The organism is Sunxiuqinia sp. A32 (assembly GCF_052690465.1).
Genome location: NZ_JBQYLI010000028.1, coordinates 24,300 through 40,157, shown reverse-complemented (window position 1 = coordinate 40,157; position 15,858 = coordinate 24,300). Strand labels below are relative to the sequence as shown.

At 37.2% G+C, this 15,858-nt stretch carries 11 protein-coding genes; 10 read left to right on the top strand and 1 reads right to left on the bottom strand.

Annotation, left to right across the window (positions count from 1 at the left end; genetic code table 11):
* Positions 1-190 precede the first annotated feature (190 nt).
* The 8 genes from ACUNWD_RS19870 (at position 191) to ACUNWD_RS19835 (ending at position 12,296) form a co-directional block, all read left to right on the top strand.
* A complete protein-coding gene (locus ACUNWD_RS19870; protein WP_445589615.1) occupies positions 191-781 on the top strand; it encodes an RNA polymerase sigma-70 factor in 591 nt (196 codons plus the stop codon).
* Positions 782-929: 148 nt separating this feature from the next.
* The gene (locus ACUNWD_RS19865) at positions 930-1,904 is read left to right on the top strand and encodes a FecR family protein (RefSeq protein WP_445589614.1); all 975 of its coding nucleotides are present in this window, start codon (positions 930-932) and stop codon (positions 1,902-1,904) included.
* Positions 1,905-1,993: 89 nt separating this feature from the next.
* Complete coding sequence (locus tag ACUNWD_RS19860) at positions 1,994-5,317, top strand: TonB-dependent receptor (RefSeq protein ID WP_445589613.1); 3,324 nt, start codon at positions 1,994-1,996, stop codon at positions 5,315-5,317.
* Positions 5,318-5,335: 18 nt separating this feature from the next.
* Positions 5,336-6,844, top strand: coding sequence for a RagB/SusD family nutrient uptake outer membrane protein (locus tag ACUNWD_RS19855; protein ID WP_445589612.1), 1,509 nt, complete (start codon positions 5,336-5,338; stop codon positions 6,842-6,844).
* Positions 6,845-6,934: 90 nt separating this feature from the next.
* Positions 6,935-8,323, top strand: coding sequence for a sulfatase-like hydrolase/transferase (locus tag ACUNWD_RS19850; RefSeq protein ID WP_445589611.1), 1,389 nt, complete (start codon positions 6,935-6,937; stop codon positions 8,321-8,323).
* Positions 8,324-8,348: 25 nt separating this feature from the next.
* Positions 8,349-9,389 (top strand): glycoside hydrolase family 43 protein, encoded by a 1,041-nt coding sequence (locus tag ACUNWD_RS19845; protein WP_445589610.1) that lies wholly within the window; start codon positions 8,349-8,351, stop codon positions 9,387-9,389.
* 16 nt (positions 9,390-9,405) lie between these two features.
* Entirely contained in the window at positions 9,406-10,815 is a 1,410-nt protein-coding gene (locus ACUNWD_RS19840; protein WP_445589609.1) for an arylsulfatase B, read from the top strand.
* A gap of 23 nt (positions 10,816-10,838) precedes the next feature.
* Complete coding sequence (locus tag ACUNWD_RS19835; protein WP_445589608.1) at positions 10,839-12,296, top strand: sulfatase family protein; 1,458 nt, start codon at positions 10,839-10,841, stop codon at positions 12,294-12,296.
* A gap of 100 nt (positions 12,297-12,396) precedes the next feature.
* On the opposite strand, the gene ACUNWD_RS19830 is transcribed toward ACUNWD_RS19835, so the two are convergent.
* On the bottom strand, positions 12,397-13,920 hold the full coding sequence (locus ACUNWD_RS19830) for a family 43 glycosylhydrolase (RefSeq protein WP_445589607.1): 1,524 nt from the start codon (positions 13,918-13,920) through the stop codon (positions 12,397-12,399).
* A 218-nt stretch (positions 13,921-14,138) separates the two neighbouring features.
* On the opposite strand from ACUNWD_RS19830, the gene ACUNWD_RS19825 reads away from it, so the two are divergent.
* Together ACUNWD_RS19825 and ACUNWD_RS19820 are read left to right on the top strand one after the other, a co-directional pair.
* Complete coding sequence (locus ACUNWD_RS19825; protein WP_445589606.1) at positions 14,139-14,726, top strand: RNA polymerase sigma-70 factor; 588 nt, start codon at positions 14,139-14,141, stop codon at positions 14,724-14,726.
* 89 nt (positions 14,727-14,815) lie between these two features.
* The gene (locus ACUNWD_RS19820; protein WP_445589605.1) at positions 14,816-15,787 is read left to right on the top strand and encodes a FecR family protein; all 972 of its coding nucleotides are present in this window, start codon (positions 14,816-14,818) and stop codon (positions 15,785-15,787) included.
* The last annotated feature ends 71 nt before the right edge of the window (positions 15,788-15,858 follow it).

The window sequence follows — 15,858 nt, the reverse complement described above, 5'->3', positions numbered from 1 at the left end:
CTAAAAATAGAACCAGGAAAAAACCAAATGAGAAAGAAAAAAAAACCGTCCCAAAAACTTGTTTTGAGACGGCCTCACAGAGTAAAGAAGAAAATTTGATAGAAGCAATCACATATCTAATTATAGTTATCTTCTTTTTTTGAGAAAATCAATTTATTTAAGTTCTTTGTGATTCCTAGAATACCTAACTATGGTAGAGCTATTAAATCGCAAGTTGAGAGAAGGTGATACAGATTCTTTCTCAGATCTATTTAAGCAAACTCATCCTCGCTTAATGGGATATTGCAGCCTATTTATTAAAGACAAAAAAGAAGCTGAAGATCTCGTACAAGAGTGCTTTTACCATCTATGGGAAAACAGGCAGAAAATTGATTTAATGAAATCAGTTGAAAGTTTGCTTTTTGTTTCGCTACGAAATAGGTGTTTAAATTATTTGAAGGAACATTCTCGTTATTCATTTAATTCTCTGAACGAAGGAGTTGTTCCCAATGAACTTCAATATTTGTATCAATTGGATTTTATGGAGCAGCGGGAACTTTCTTTGGAAGAACAATTGGTGTCTGCTTTAAATAATGCAATTAATAGGCTCCCGGAACGTCAGAAAGAGATACTTGTAAAATGTAAGATCGAAGGTCGAAAACAAAAGGAAGTTGCTTCTGAACTTGGAATAACGATTAAAGCAGTCGAAAAAAGTTTGGTAAAATCTAAGACTCACTTGAAGAACGATCTTATGCATCAATTTCCTGAGCTTGTTTTAATTATTTCATTTTTACTTCATTAAATCAATCTGTCAATCTTTCCGTTTGGTTCTGATTTTTAAGAATTGGCTGGTATCTCTCTTGAATATATCTAAATAATCAAATTTCTTTTCAATCAAGGGGGTAGGGTTTTTAAAGTTTTGTTGTACTCTTTGTTGTAAAAAAACATAGATGGAAGCAAAAGTAAAAAAATACCTGGCAGGGGTGGCGTCTGATGAAGAATTGAAAGAAGTTCTTCATTGGCTTGAGAATGAAGACAACCAAGTCATTTTTAAAAATATTAAGAATGAATGGAAATCAAAAAATGCAATAAGTGATGTGTCACTATACACGATAAACGAGTTAGACAAGTTTAGATCAAGATTACTGAAAGCGAAGGACACAAAGATTAAGACACTTACTTTCCTTCAAAATTTATACAAGTATGCAGCAATCATTCTATTGTTAATCACACTGGGTGGCATTTTCTACTATAACTTATCTCCAGATAAAGCATCGCTGGTTTATAATACAGTAATTGCTGAGAACGGGCAAATTTCCAAAGCAGTATTGCCAGATAATACGGTGATCTGGTTGAATTCTGGTACGACTATAAGGTATAGTAATCAGTTTGGAGTGGAAGATAGGAATGTAGAGTTGAATGGTCAGGCATACTTTGATGTAACCAGAAATGAAGATTTACCCTTCATTGTATCTTGTGACGAAATTAATGTAAAGGTTCTTGGAACTCAGTTCTCAGCTGAGTCGTATAGTGAACAAAGTGAAATTAATGTGGTACTTGTAAAAGGGTCCGTTGAATTAGTGGCAAAAAATTGTAAAGATGCTTTTGCTAAACTTAAACCAAGTGAGATGCTTGTTTATACAAAAGCGGATAACAAGTATGAGATCAACACTGTGGTCGCTGAGAAATATACATCGTGGAGGGAAGGGGTCATTCATTTTTATGACACGCCACTAAAAGATGTTGTCGCGAAATTATACAAACGATATAATCAAAAAATTGAATTGTCGCCAAATTTGGAAGATTACCATGTTACATTTTCAATTCGGAATGAAAAATTTGAAGATGTATTAAATGTCTTGGCAGCGATTTCACCTTCAAAAGTTTATCAGAAAGGAGATATTGTATATGTAGAAAAGAAATAAAAAAACAGGAAAGTGCGCTAACACTTTCCTGTCAATAACTCTTCACTGCAATGAAGAGGATTATTTTAATAAATAACTAATACAAATTTATGAAAAAAGATTGTAAAATCAGGGATAGGTATATTCCTGACATCTGGTATCAGATGCGTAAAATTATTATTACCATGAAGCTATCAGTTCTTATTTTTTTACTAAGTCTTGTTTCGGCAAGTGCAAGTGTTTTTAGCCAAAATTCAAAACTAAACCTTGAATATAAAGATGCTACCGTTAAACAAGTTCTTAGTGCTATTGAAGATCAAAGTGAATTTCGATTTGCTTTTAGTTCAGAATACCTGGATCTGGATCGAAAGGTTTCAGTAAGTATTGAGAATGAATCTATCTCTGAAATTCTTGAAAGCATTTTTAAAGAAACGGATATTAAATATTCTATCAAAGACAGGGTTATTATTCTGTTTAAAGAAGGTAATGGGAATGGAAATGTGCAGCAATCTCATTCTGTTACAGGGAAAGTGACAGATGCGAAAGGTGCTCCATTGCCTGGTGTGACAATTGTGATTAAAGGCACAACTCAAGGGACAATTACCGATTTTAACGGTAGTTATTCACTTGCGAATGTTCCCGGAGACGGCACCTTGACTTTCTCCTTCGTTGGTATGAAAACAGAAGAAATTCTTATTGGAGGCAAGTCGGTAATAGATGTTGTTTTACAAGAAGATGCCATTGGATTGGAAGAAGTGATCGCCATCGGTTACGGATCGGTTAAAAAAAGTGATTTGACGGGGTCTGTGGGGTCAATCAATTCAGAGGAGTTAAATTCTACGCCAGCTCTTCGGTTGGATCAGGCAATAAAAGGTAAAATTGCAGGTTTACAGGCTGTCCCAACTTCTTCAGATCCTGGAGCTCAAACTTCTATACGGATTAGAGGAAGTAATTCAATTTCTGCGAATAATGAACCTCTTTTCGTTGTTGACGGCTATATCGGTGGCTTTAGTTTAAATGACATTAACATGGATGATATTGCTTCTATAGAGGTGCTGAAGGATGCTTCTGCAACCGCGATATATGGATCAAGAGGTTCGAATGGGGTTATTCTGATTACAACAAAACGGGGAAAAGAAGGAGGCGCTAAAATTACTTATGATTCCTATATTTCATTTCAGTCTCCTTCCAGGTATATCCCTGTAATGGATGCAAGTGAATTTGCAGCTTTTCAAAATGAATTAAAGGGGTCTGAAATGTATCCCAATCCTTCATCTTACGGAGAAGGCACCGATTGGGCAAAGGAAGTGTATCGTGAAAATGTACCAATGACCAGCCATACGCTATCCATCTCAGGAGGTGACAATAAAAATAAATATTTTATCTCTGGAAACTATTTTGATCAGCAAGGAATTTCAATTAATAGTGGGCTTAAACGTTATCATTTTCGAATAAATACAGATCATCAGATTTCGGACAAACTGAAAGTAGGAAATTCCTTGATTGTCAGTAGAAGAAAGTATAAACCCGGTTCTTTTGGAACAGGAATAAAAAATATTATTGGATGGGACCCAACATTACCTGTATATGACAGTAACGGCAACTATACAACTCAATATCAACTAGCGGAAATTAGCTATGATAACCCGGTTGCACTTGCGAAATTGTCAATTGACAATACAACAACCAATAAAATTTTAGGGACGGTTTACGGTGAATATGAAATAATTGACGGATTAACTTATAAATTGAATCTTGGGGCAAATCTTCAGAATGGTACACGTGAAAGGTATGAACCCTCCACTTTATATACTCAAGCGGTTTATCAAGGTACAGCAACTATTAACAACAACGAAACGCTGGATCTGATTGTAGAAAATACCTTGAATTATTCAAAAGACTTCGGAAAGCACAGTGTTAGCGCATTAATTGGATATACAAGGCAAACCATTGAATCGAAATCAAGTATGGTTCAGGGAAGAGGCTTTGTGTCAGACGCATTTACATTTAATAATTTAGCCGCAGCGGCAGAAAGATCTGATGCCAATTCAAATTTAACTGAAAGCGGACTCGAATCATATATTTTCAGAGCTAACTACGGATTTGCCAATAAATATCTATTCACAGCATCCGCAAGATTGGATGGAGCATCAGTATTTGCTGCAAATAACAAATGGGGACTTTTTCCGTCTGCAGCAATTGCATGGAAAGCTGGACAAGAAGATTTTATCAAAAACCTTAACTTTTTTGATAATTTAAAATTACGGGTCAGTTATGGGCAATTGGGAAATCCGGGGCTTAATCCTGGAGCATCATTAACTAAATTAGCCCCTGGAGGCAATAACTATATACTTGGTACAGACCAACACCTCATATCAGGGATTGCTGCCAATTATCTGGGAAATCCTGATCTGAAGTGGGAAAGTACCAATCAATTTGATCTTGGAATTGATGCTTCATTCTTTAATAATCGCCTTCAGGTAACTGCTGATTACTACGATAAAACCACGAAGGATTTACTTGTGGGTGTCCCACTATTATGGCTAACTAGTTTCGAGTCTGTGTTAACAAACTTTGGAACCGTTTCCAATAAAGGAATTGAATTTTCATTGACATCTATTAATATTAATCGGAATGATTTTAAGTGGGAAACTAATTTCAATATATCAACAAACAAGAACGAAGTAGTAAGTATTATTGCTCCTGAAGGATATATACTGAACAATGAATTTACCTGGAGTGGAGCCTCTGGAATTATTCAGGAAGGTGAACCTATTGGAACTTTTTATGGTTTGGAACAGGATGGAATTTGGAATACCCAGGAAGAGATCGATGAGTCGGGCTTAAGTGGTTTTGCTGTTTTCCCCGGAGGTAAACGCTATAAAGATGTCGATGGCGACAAGGTTATCAGTGAAACTTTGGACCGTAAGATTATTGGTCATGCTGACCCTGATTTCTTTGGAGGACTTAGCAACAGGTTGTCATACAAAGCATTTGATTTGTATGTGTATTTCTCATTTGTGGTAGGAAACGAAATTTATAATGAATCCGGAAGATTGCTAGAGCAAGCTTTAGATAACAACGTTTACAGAAAATTTGTAGACAGATGGACGCCAGATAATACCACCACAAATATTCCATCAGCAGAAGGATTTACAAGACCAATGAACGTTTCAAATTCAGGTTTCGTTGAAGATGGTTCTTTTTTAAGATTGCAGGATATCCGCTTATCATACAACATTCCTGTTGAAAGAATAAATTGGTTGAATTCAGCTCAGGTTTACGTTGCCGGGAATAATTTGTTGTTGTTTGATAGCTATAGCGGTTATGACCCTGAAATTAGCAGGGGAACTGACAATACCAAAAGAGGATATGATCATTCTCAGGATCCATCGTTAAAATCCTATACCATTGGAGTAAAACTTGATTTTTAAAACACTAAATTACTGATCATGAGAAATTCACTTAAAATATTAATCTTTACTAGCATACTAACTAGTATTCTATTTACTTCCTGTAAAGACATACTTACTGAAGATCCTCAGAGTTTTTTGTCTCCCGAGAATTTTCCAAAAACTGAGAAAGATGCAATTGCCGCAACTACTGCTGCTTACTCAAAATTATTCTCTAGCGCAAGGGAATTTTATGTTTCGTTTATCCCTAGTGATTTTACATTTCAGGGGTTTCACAACAAAAGGCCATTAACCTATTTTGTTGGTTTGAATGGATTTAATGCCGATTGTAACTCATTGTGGCAGGAAGCTTATGGAGGTATTTCGAGATGTAATACAGCAATTGACTATATTCCTCTAATTGAAGACATGGACGAAACGCTTCAAAAAAGATTGGTGGCGGAGGCAAAAGCTTTACGTGGCTATTATTATTTTGGGCTTGTTCGAAAATATGGTGATGTGCCGATTGTTGACAAAGTACTTGATGGAGCAAATGCTCTTAAAGGAATAACCCGTAAGCCAGTTAGTGAAGTGTATGCATTTATTGAACAAGATTTGAAAGAGGCTATTCCTGACTTACCTGATTCGTATGACAATTCAGAAAAAGGAAGGGTCACAAAATGGGCTGCTGCAGGAATTCTGGCAACAACATATTTAACAGAGAGAAAGTGGGCATTGGCCATTGAACAATGCGATGCAATTATTAATTCCGGGAAATTTGGACTTGTCGCAGATTATAACAAATTGTTTGGATGGCAAAACGAACATCAATTATTCCCTGACAAAGATGGGGCACTGGTAAACGAAAATATTTGGGATATTCAGTTTACTTATGACGAAAGAGGTAGTACAGTTACCCAACAAACCGGGTCTCGTGATAAAAGAGTTGGAGGAAATTCACATTTTTATGGAGGCTTCGAGAATATGATGCCTCTTCCGGAATTTGGCGATTGGTTTGAACCTGGAGATAAGAGAAAGGCTATTAGTTTCGTAGAGAGTATCGATGTTGGTGAACCAAACGGTATTATTGTTCTCAGTTCTCCTACAACTCCGGGGGCAGGTCCTATAAGTGGCAAATACCAAAATGCAGATTCAGGTGTTTTGCCAATTCCGGGTAATAGTCCAAATAATCAATATGTTGTTCGATATGCCGATGTTCTTTTAATGCGGGCAGAGGCTGAAAATGAGCTAAACGGTCCTGCAAATGCCTACCAATTTATTAATCTCGTGCGGGAACGTGCGGGAATAACACCTCTCTCAGGGTTAAGTAAAGAGGAATTCACGACGGCTCTCAGAAAAGAAAGAGCTACGGAATTGAGTTTTGAAGGTCATCGCAGGTACGATTTGCTAAGATGGGGAATTTTTGTTGAATCGATCCGAAATTCAACCTCTCCAATTTTAGAAATACCCAGGGAGAATATTCAGGATTACAATGTGCTTTTACCAGTTCCAAATAATGAGATTGCAGCTTCTAACGGAAGTTTAGAACAGAACCCAGGCTATAATTAAAAGGCAATACTTTGGGAATGTCAAAAAACTCTGGATCAATCAGCCAGAAAAAGTATTTGACATTCCCTTTTTTAACAATCGGGAATCAGAATGACAAAATCAACTTCTATACTATTACTATTGCTGCTTTTTACAACCCCATTATTATCAAAAGAAAAGCCAAATATATTGTTGGTCTTTATTGACGATATGGGCTATGGTGATTTAGCTTGCTATGGAAACAATGAAGTAAAAACGCCAAACATCGACAAGTTAGCGAGTGAAGGAATTCAATTTAACCAGTTTTATTCAAATGCACCAATCTGTTCGCCTTCGCGGGTGGCAATAACAACAGGGCAATATCCATCAAGGTGGGCAATCAATACAATTGTTGCATCAAGAGAGAAAAACAGGGAAAGAGGAGTTAGCGATTGTCTTAGCTTAAAAGCTCCAACAATTGCTCGTGAACTTTCTGCAAATGGCTATTATACTGCGCATATTGGGAAGTGGCACATGGGAGGCGGACGAGATATTGGCGATGTCCCTTTGATTACAGAGTACGGCTTTGATGAATCAGTCACTCAGTTTGAAGGGTTGGGTGAACGATACCTGGCAACGTACGAAACTTTGGATTTGGGTGGAGATAGCACCAGGAATCTGGAGAAATGGTCTGCGGCATTGGGAAGAGGAGAAATACATTGGGAAAATCGATATATGATTACAGGAAAATTTGTTGACAGGGCAATTCAAGCAATTGAAAATGCTCAAAAAGCAGATAAACCTTTTTACATTAACCTCTGGCCTGATGATGTTCATACCCCAAACGAACCTTCCCCAACTAACCGTAGAGACGGTAGTAAACATGCTTTTTTCAATGGGGTGGTAAACGAATTGGATGTGGAACTGGGACGGATTTTTGACTACATCAAAAACAACAAGGAGTTGGCAGAAAACACGCTTGTTATTGTAACCAGTGACAATGGCCCGGAAAAGGGAATTGGTTCTGCAGGAAACTTGCGAGGGCATAAGTTCGCACTTTATGAGGGTGGAATACGTGAACCATTTATTGTTTGGTATCCACCGAAAATTAAAGCTAACAAACAAGGAACCATCAATACCGAGAGTGTAATTGTTGCAATGGATTTACCGCCAACTATTTTATCAATTGCAGGAATAAATTACGATGAAATTAAGTTTGATGGGATCGATGTTAGTCCTATCTTGTTAGGAGAAAAAAGTGCAATACGCGAACAACCGGTCATGTGGAGAAGACCAACGGATCATGATATTAAAAATGGCGTTGACTTTCCGGATATGGCAATTCGGCAGGGAGATTTCAAATTATTAATCAATTTTGATGGTACGGGGGTCGAACTTTATAACATTAAAAATGATGAAGCCGAAACGACAAATTTGGCAACTAAATATCCTAAGATCGTAAACGAACTAAAAGAAAAAGTATTTGAATGGCATGTAAAGGCAATCCCGGCAAATAAATAGAAAATCTGAATTTATCTCTACAGAAATGAAACTAAATTGGAGAAAGACACGATTATCACTTTTTATAATCATCTTGATTTGTAGTACCCTATTTTCAAAAGCACAGCAAGATGAAAAAGAGTTCTATACAAACCCAATGTCAAATATCACACAAATTGGTGACCCGTTTGTATTGCAACATGGCGATAAATACTACATGTACTGTACCTCAGAGTCCAGTATAAAAGAAGGGTTTTATGTATGGACCTCGCCAGATTTGGTGAATTGGGAGAAACAAGGATTGGCTTTATCCAATAAAACGCCTGGAGTATTGGGAATTGATCGTTTTTGGGCACCCGAGGTTGTAGAATACAAAGGTGAATTTTATATGACCTACAGCGCTGGAGATACCGATGGTATTTTGAAATTGTGCCTTGCTGTGAGTGACGATCCGCTTGGTCCATTTAAGAATTATCAATCACCTTGGTATAAGCATGATCTTGCACATATTGATGCCACTATTTTAATTGATGGTGAAAAAGCATACACCTATTTTGTGAGGGATTGTAGTACCAATATTATAAATGGCAGAAAAACCAGTCAGATATTTGTCGCACAGTTAAGCAATGATCTCAAAACGTTTGTGACTGAACCAAAACAGGTGATAACTCCAGATCAGCCATGGGAAGATATCAACGGAACCAGGTTGTGGAACGAAGGGCCATTTGTACAAAAATATAGCGGTAAATATTATATGACTTATTCAGCAAACGGCTTTAACACAAATGAGTATTGTGTTGGATACGCAACTGCTGATAATCCGCTTGGTCCATGGACAAAAGCAAGTGAGAACCCGATCTTGAAAGCTAATATTGACATCGGAGTTTCCGGCCCGGGACATAATAGTTTCGCATACTCTCCGGATGGAACTGAATTATTTATCATTTATCATACTCATACTTTTCCTGATAAACCCAGCGGTAATCGAACAATGTATATCGACCGGGCTTATTTTAAAGAAGGGAAAATGATTATTGACGGTCCAACTAAAAGTCCTCAACCTTATCCAAGTAACAAAAATCAATAAAAAATAAGATATAGATATGTATAATATTAAACGAATTATTCTACTAATTGCGATCCATATTATTGGTTTCGTATTTATAGTTCAGGCATCCGACAAAACCGCAAAAGGGAAGCCTAATATTTTGATTTTTTTGGCAGATGACTTAGGTTATGGAGATGTTGGTTTTCATGGCAGTGATATACAAACACCTAATATTGATAGATTAGCTGATGAAGGAGTAAAATTGGAGCAGTTTTATTCTTGTCCCATGTGTTCTCCCACCCGCGCAGGATTGATGACTGGACGTTATCCAATTCGTTTTGGACTGATGCGTGCGGTGGTTCCGCCTTATCGCGATTTCGGCCTTTCAACTGATGAAGAAACGGTTGCAGATATGCTTGCAAAAGCCGGATATAATTATCGTGGAATCATTGGCAAGTGGCATCTGGGACACCGTCAACAGAAATGGTTGCCTACCAATCGGGGATTTACTTATTTTGAAGGCTGCCACAACGGAGCAATCGACTATTTTGACCGGTTCAGAGACGGAACACTTGACTGGCACATTAACGAACAGCCTTCTGAAAAAGAAGGTTATACGACAGATTTGATTGGAGAGGCGGCAATTAACTTCATTGAATCTGTGCCAAAAGAAGAGCCTTTCTTTTTGTATGTTCCATTTACTGCGCCACACTCACCTTTTCAGGCAAAAGAGGAAGATATGGAAAAGTATCCCAACAGAGAAGGAGCAAAAAAGACCTATGCAGGAATGGTTGACTGTCTGGATCAAAACATTGGTAAAATATTGAAGGCCGTGAAGGAAAGAGGGCAAATGGATAATACATTCATCCTGTTTTTTAGTGACAATGGCGGAGTTCTTAAAGTTTCCAGCAATGGAGAACAAAGAGGGGCAAAGTTAACACCTTACCAAGGTGGAATTCGCGTGGTGGCGGCAGCACACTGGCCAGCGGGTGGCATCTCTGGAGGTAAAGTGAGTATGGAACGCATGGGATATATTGATGTATTCCCTACTTTGATGACAGTGGCCGGATACAATGTAAATCCCAAAAATAATCTGGATGGAATAAATATACTGGATGCTATTAAGGGCAGAAAATTGAGCGATCGGGCATGGTTTACTTATGAAGATCAAGGTAATGAAAAGATTGAGAAAATTGCCATCAATAATGATCAATGGAAACTTGTAGTTCATCGAAGTGCTCCGGATTCTGAGAAGAATTCCTGGGAAAACGAATTGTTCAGAATTGCTGATGACCCCAAAGAAGAAACAGATTTATCAACTCAAAATAAATCAGAATTGGAAGAATTATTAAAAGAACTGGATTCCTTCTACAAGTTAAAATCGGATAACCAAATACCAAGATATTCAGTGAAGGGCAATTATACAGAACCTGTTCTAATCCCGAACTGGCAACCTACAAAATAATTCATCACTATAAATGAAATAATATGAAGCAGATACTAATAATAAGTTTTATTTTCATATTGGCTTATGGCTGCAATCAAAAAGAAAAAAACACAACAGAAGTTACTACTCCCAATGTCGCCATCATATTCATTGATGATATGGGTTATGGCGATTTAAGCTGTTATGGAGATACGATTGTGAAGACTCCAAATATTGATGCGTTGGCAGATAAGGGAGTTCGGTTTACAAATTTCTATGTGAACTCACCCATTTGTTCACCTTCACGTGTTGCTTTGAATACCGGTACCTATCCGATGCGGCATAAGATCCACTCGTACATTGCCAGCTCAAAACAAAACAGCGATCGGGCAATGGCTAACTACCTTGACCCGTCAGTTACAACTTTAGCCCGCACCTTGCACAACAATGGCTATGCAACCGGTCATTTTGGAAAGTGGCACATGGGAGGTGGCCGTGACCTTGGAAATGTTCCTTATCCTACAGAATATGGATTCGACAAGTCTGTGGTTTCGTTTGAAGGGATTGGTGATCGGGTTTTATTTCCCAAGGACGGTTTGTGTGAGCAAAGTGCCAAACTGGGAAATGGAAAAATCATATGGGCTGAAAAGTGTGTATCTTCCTCAATTTATGTAGATAGTGCACTGGCTTTTATTGAAAAATGCACAGACAAACCTTTCTATGTAAACCTGTGTACCAATGATGTGCATGACGAACACCTTCCCGATCCGGAGAACGTAAAGAAATGGAAGAGTGTAACCAAGAACCCCTATGAACAGAAATTTTTTGCTGTTCTCGAAGAACTGGATGTTCAAATTGGACGATTCCTGAGCAAACTTGACGAAATGGGCAAGCTTGAAAATACGATTGTATTATTGGCAAGTGACAACGGTCCGACAGACTGGCCGCACTATTATAATGCAGCGAGGTATCCGGAGAACTATGATGGAGAATTATATGCTCCTGGTTTTACGGGAGGTTTATCAGGACGTAAATGGAGCCTGTATGAAGGTGGAATCAGAGAGCCTTTCATTGTTTACTGGAAAGGCCATTTCCCGGAAGGAAAAACGGACAATGAAACCATCATTTCTGCAATCGATTTGTTCCCGTCTGTGTGTACATTATTGGGAATCGATTATCCGGATAATTTGGATGGAACTGATAAAAGCATGGCTTTCGGAGGAAATGAAATGGAGCAAGTTCCACCAGTTATGTGGGAATATGCGAGTAACCCGGGTGGTTCAATTTTGCCGGGAAATAAGAATAATATTTCGCCGAATCTTGCAATCCGTGATGGAAACTGGAAATTGCTGATTAACACAGACGGCAGTGGTGGACAGCTGTACAATTTAAAGACTGATCCTGTTGAGAAAGATAATTTAATTGACCAGGAACCAGAAATTGCTCAGAAGCTAAAGGAGAAAGTATTGGAATGGCGAAAGTCAATGCCCGTTGAAATGAATACAAATAATCCAAAATAACCGAAAGATTTGATTCAAATTAAACCGTAAACTTCTATACATATTTCAAACGTATAGAAGTTTGCGGAATAAAAATATAAGGTTACACAAAATTGGAAGATTAGTATTCCAGCTCAAAAAGTCCGAATACCCCTTTCCCGTCACTCGTTTGGTCAAATGTTTTCACGAAAATTCCCGGTTTAAATCCATTTCCCCACCATTCAAACCTTTGTGTTTCATCGTCAGCCGTTAATTCTTTCCATGATGCATTGTCGTAACTGTAACGGAAAGTAAGTTGTTTGTTTTGAACAACAGTTGCCTGCAAATAAATGGAATCACTTGTTGGGGGCTCTTCTAGCTCAGCCAATGTTGAGAATTCTCCATTTTTCACTTGCCATATCATTAGAGTATTTCCCTTTTTACCAAAACCGATAGCGTTCCGTTGGTAGGCATAAAATACCAATCCCTTTAACGATGCATTGTTTTCTGTTAATTGTGTAGTGACCGTGTAATTTATGTCATGAGGGATCAGGCACAATACATCGTCAATAATACTATCTGCTTTTTGTGCACCTTCAATCATTATTAAATTCTCATTTTCAAAATACACTTCTAACTTTTCTTTATCTATAGGTTGATGCCACCAGTAATTTAAATGATCATCTTCAAAAGTGTCATAAACATTCTCTTTTTTGATTTCAATATCAGTGCTATCAGTAGGTATTTCAAAAGAAGGCCATCCTGTTTCTGGGTTCCATTGGATGCTGCTAAGTAGAGCTGTTCTTCCCAACTGTGGGAAATTGTGTGTATTGTATGCATGATAAAGATAAAACCACTGGTTCTCTTTTTGAACAGCAGTTCCATGACCCGGACATTTCCAATAATAATTTCCTTTTATAATTGGGTTTTTATCGTACTTTTCCCAAGGTCCTTTCATCGATTTTGCCCTGGCTACTCCAACCATATAGTTGCATCCGGGACCGCAACACCCATTTCCGGAATAAAGCATATATAAATAATCGTCACGCGGAATGATACATTGTCCTTCCATCATTCCGTCTTCCCAAGTGTCTGACTCGGTGGTTAACGCAATCCATGGTTCACCCACAAGAGATAATCCATCGTCAGATAATTCAGAGACTAGCAGTTGAATTGGCTTTGGATCCAATCCATAAGCTTTCCATGTGATGTATAGTTTACCGTTTTCATCATAAACAAATGCATCAATTGCTTCACTGCCCCAATCAATGATGACACCCTTATCTTCAAATCCTTTCTCAATATCTTTTGTTGTGGCCACACCAATACAAGAAATTCCATCTTTGCGTCTGGCAGTATAGTAACAATAGTAAGTGTCGTTAAAATAGAACAGTTCCGGAGCCCAGAAACTGTTTATTGTCCAATCTGGTTTATCCTGAAATACGTAACTCACAAAGGACCAGTTTTCGAGATCTGTTGATTTGTAAATCGGGTAGACTGGCCCCCAATTTCCGGAAGTGCCACTAGCGTAAAATGTACCATCGACTTCAATAACAGAAGGATCAGGCAAGTCACCTGGAATTACATGTAATTGATTAACTATTTTCGGAGATTGGCTACAGCTCATTAAAACACTTAGGATTATTAGATATAAATGTCGGTACATAGGTGTTAGTTTAGATTTATATGATTTGGTTTGATTGGTGCGTTAATTTACAATAAAAATTTAAATGAAAAATGTTCTAATTATTTGATCTTTCTATTTGGCGCTTCATCTAAATGTAAGTGAATGATCAAGTTCATTTTGAGTATTGCCGGATTAATTAATCTAAAGTTGCTTCGTTTTTTTTAATTAGTTTTGTCTTCTTTAATACTAAAAAGGAGATGCAAAGAAACAACTTTGAGCTTTTACAATTGCTTAAGAATGGAGATGAGGCTTCATTTAAAGTTGTTTATAATCACTTCTATTCCCGACTTTTTTACTTCGTGTCAGAATATATTCCGAATAGAGATATTGCCGAGAATGTATTGCAGGACACTTTCTTAACGCTTTGGGAGAAAAAACAACGACTTAGTCCCGATACGAATTTAAATGCCTATTTGTATACAGTAGCAAAGAATAACTCTCTGAAAAAGCTAAGGGATGCAAAGTATCGAAATGCGATCTTTCAGTCAGGTGAACTTACAGAGTATGAACTAGAATTGAATACCGGAGCTCTCGGGAAACTGGAAACTTCTGATTTGATTTTTTCTGAAATCGAAGAAATCATACAAAATACGCTGCAAAATTTACCTCCTCAATGTAAACAAGTATTTGAGCTAAGTCGACTTCAGCATAAGAAGAATACTGAAATTGCCGATGAATTAGGAATCTCTGTTAAAACAGTTGAAGGACATATTACAAAAGCTATTAAAGTTTTCAAAATAGCTTTAAAAGAATACTTACCACTGATTACATTTTTTATCTCCTGAAGAAAATCAGATAATTTTTAGAAAAAAAAGGAATCTTTAGCAAGGGGTAATGCCTTTTCATGGATTATAGAAGTGAAAAGCAAAATTACATGAACAAAGAAAAACGAATTGTAGAGCTGATTTCCGGAAATCTTAGGGGGAAGGAAAAGGAGAAAATTCTTCAGGAAATAGAGGCAGATAGTAACTTGCAGGAGGAATATGAAAGGGTGAAAAACGCATGGTCACTTTCCAATCATAACCAAAGTGTTGATAATATCGTCATTGAAAAATCCTGGGTGAATTTTAGAAGAAGCTTGAAAAAGAAGGGCAACTATCGTATTCTACATCTTTTGAAATATGCCGCTATAATATTGATCATATTTTCAATGGGGATATTAAGCCAAAAGTATTTTTCAGCAGATAAAAATTTCCTGACAAAGAATGAGCTTAATCAAATTATTGTTCCAAATGGAGAACGAGCAGAATTAGTGTTAGCTGATGGATCAAAAGTCTGGTTAAATTCAGGAACTAAACTTGAGCTTCCCAGATCGTTTTCTAAAACAGAACGAAGAGTTCGTATTAATGGTGAGGCTTATTTTGAAGTTAAGAAAGGTAAAGTTCCATTTATTGTATCATCAAATTCCGGAGATATTAAAGTTTTGGGAACTTCCTTTAATGTGAGGGCATACGAAAATATGCAATTCCAAACCACATTGGCCGAGGGAAGTATTCAATTTAATGGTTTACAAAAGCAGAAAATTTTAAAACCGGGGCAGCAACTTACTATTAATAATGGGCATGAATTTGAAATAGAGAGTGTTGATCATCTGCAGATATCATCTTGGAAAGAAGGAATTATTTCATTTGACAGAGAGCCATTGCAGGAAGTCTTCAAGAAACTGGAGAGGCATTATGATATTCAAATTATTGCACCCACTGGACTTTCATCAATTCGCTTTACCGGGCAAATTATTGATGAATCAATTGATGAGTTTATGACACTGGTTGATCATACAAAACCAATAAAATACCAATATGATAGAAAGAAAAGAATATTGACAATTACTGAATTAAACAGGTAAAATAAAAGACAGGATGTGCGAGATCCTGCCTTTTTGAATAACCTGAATTGAACCAAATTATTCACATTCTA

Coding starts and splice junctions, on each gene's coding strand:
- ACUNWD_RS19870 (WP_445589615.1), top strand. CDS start 191: ATGGTAGAGCTATTAAATCGCAAGTTGAGAGAAGGTGATACAGATTCT.
- ACUNWD_RS19865 (WP_445589614.1), top strand. CDS start 930: ATGGAAGCAAAAGTAAAAAAATACCTGGCAGGGGTGGCGTCTGATGAA.
- ACUNWD_RS19860 (WP_445589613.1), top strand. CDS start 1,994: ATGAAAAAAGATTGTAAAATCAGGGATAGGTATATTCCTGACATCTGG.
- ACUNWD_RS19855 (WP_445589612.1), top strand. CDS start 5,336: ATGAGAAATTCACTTAAAATATTAATCTTTACTAGCATACTAACTAGT.
- ACUNWD_RS19850 (WP_445589611.1), top strand. CDS start 6,935: ATGACAAAATCAACTTCTATACTATTACTATTGCTGCTTTTTACAACC.
- ACUNWD_RS19845 (WP_445589610.1), top strand. CDS start 8,349: ATGAAACTAAATTGGAGAAAGACACGATTATCACTTTTTATAATCATC.
- ACUNWD_RS19840 (WP_445589609.1), top strand. CDS start 9,406: ATGTATAATATTAAACGAATTATTCTACTAATTGCGATCCATATTATT.
- ACUNWD_RS19835 (WP_445589608.1), top strand. CDS start 10,839: ATGAAGCAGATACTAATAATAAGTTTTATTTTCATATTGGCTTATGGC.
- ACUNWD_RS19830 (WP_445589607.1), bottom strand. CDS start 13,920: ATGTACCGACATTTATATCTAATAATCCTAAGTGTTTTAATGAGCTGT.
- ACUNWD_RS19825 (WP_445589606.1), top strand. CDS start 14,139: ATGCAAAGAAACAACTTTGAGCTTTTACAATTGCTTAAGAATGGAGAT.
- ACUNWD_RS19820 (WP_445589605.1), top strand. CDS start 14,816: ATGAACAAAGAAAAACGAATTGTAGAGCTGATTTCCGGAAATCTTAGG.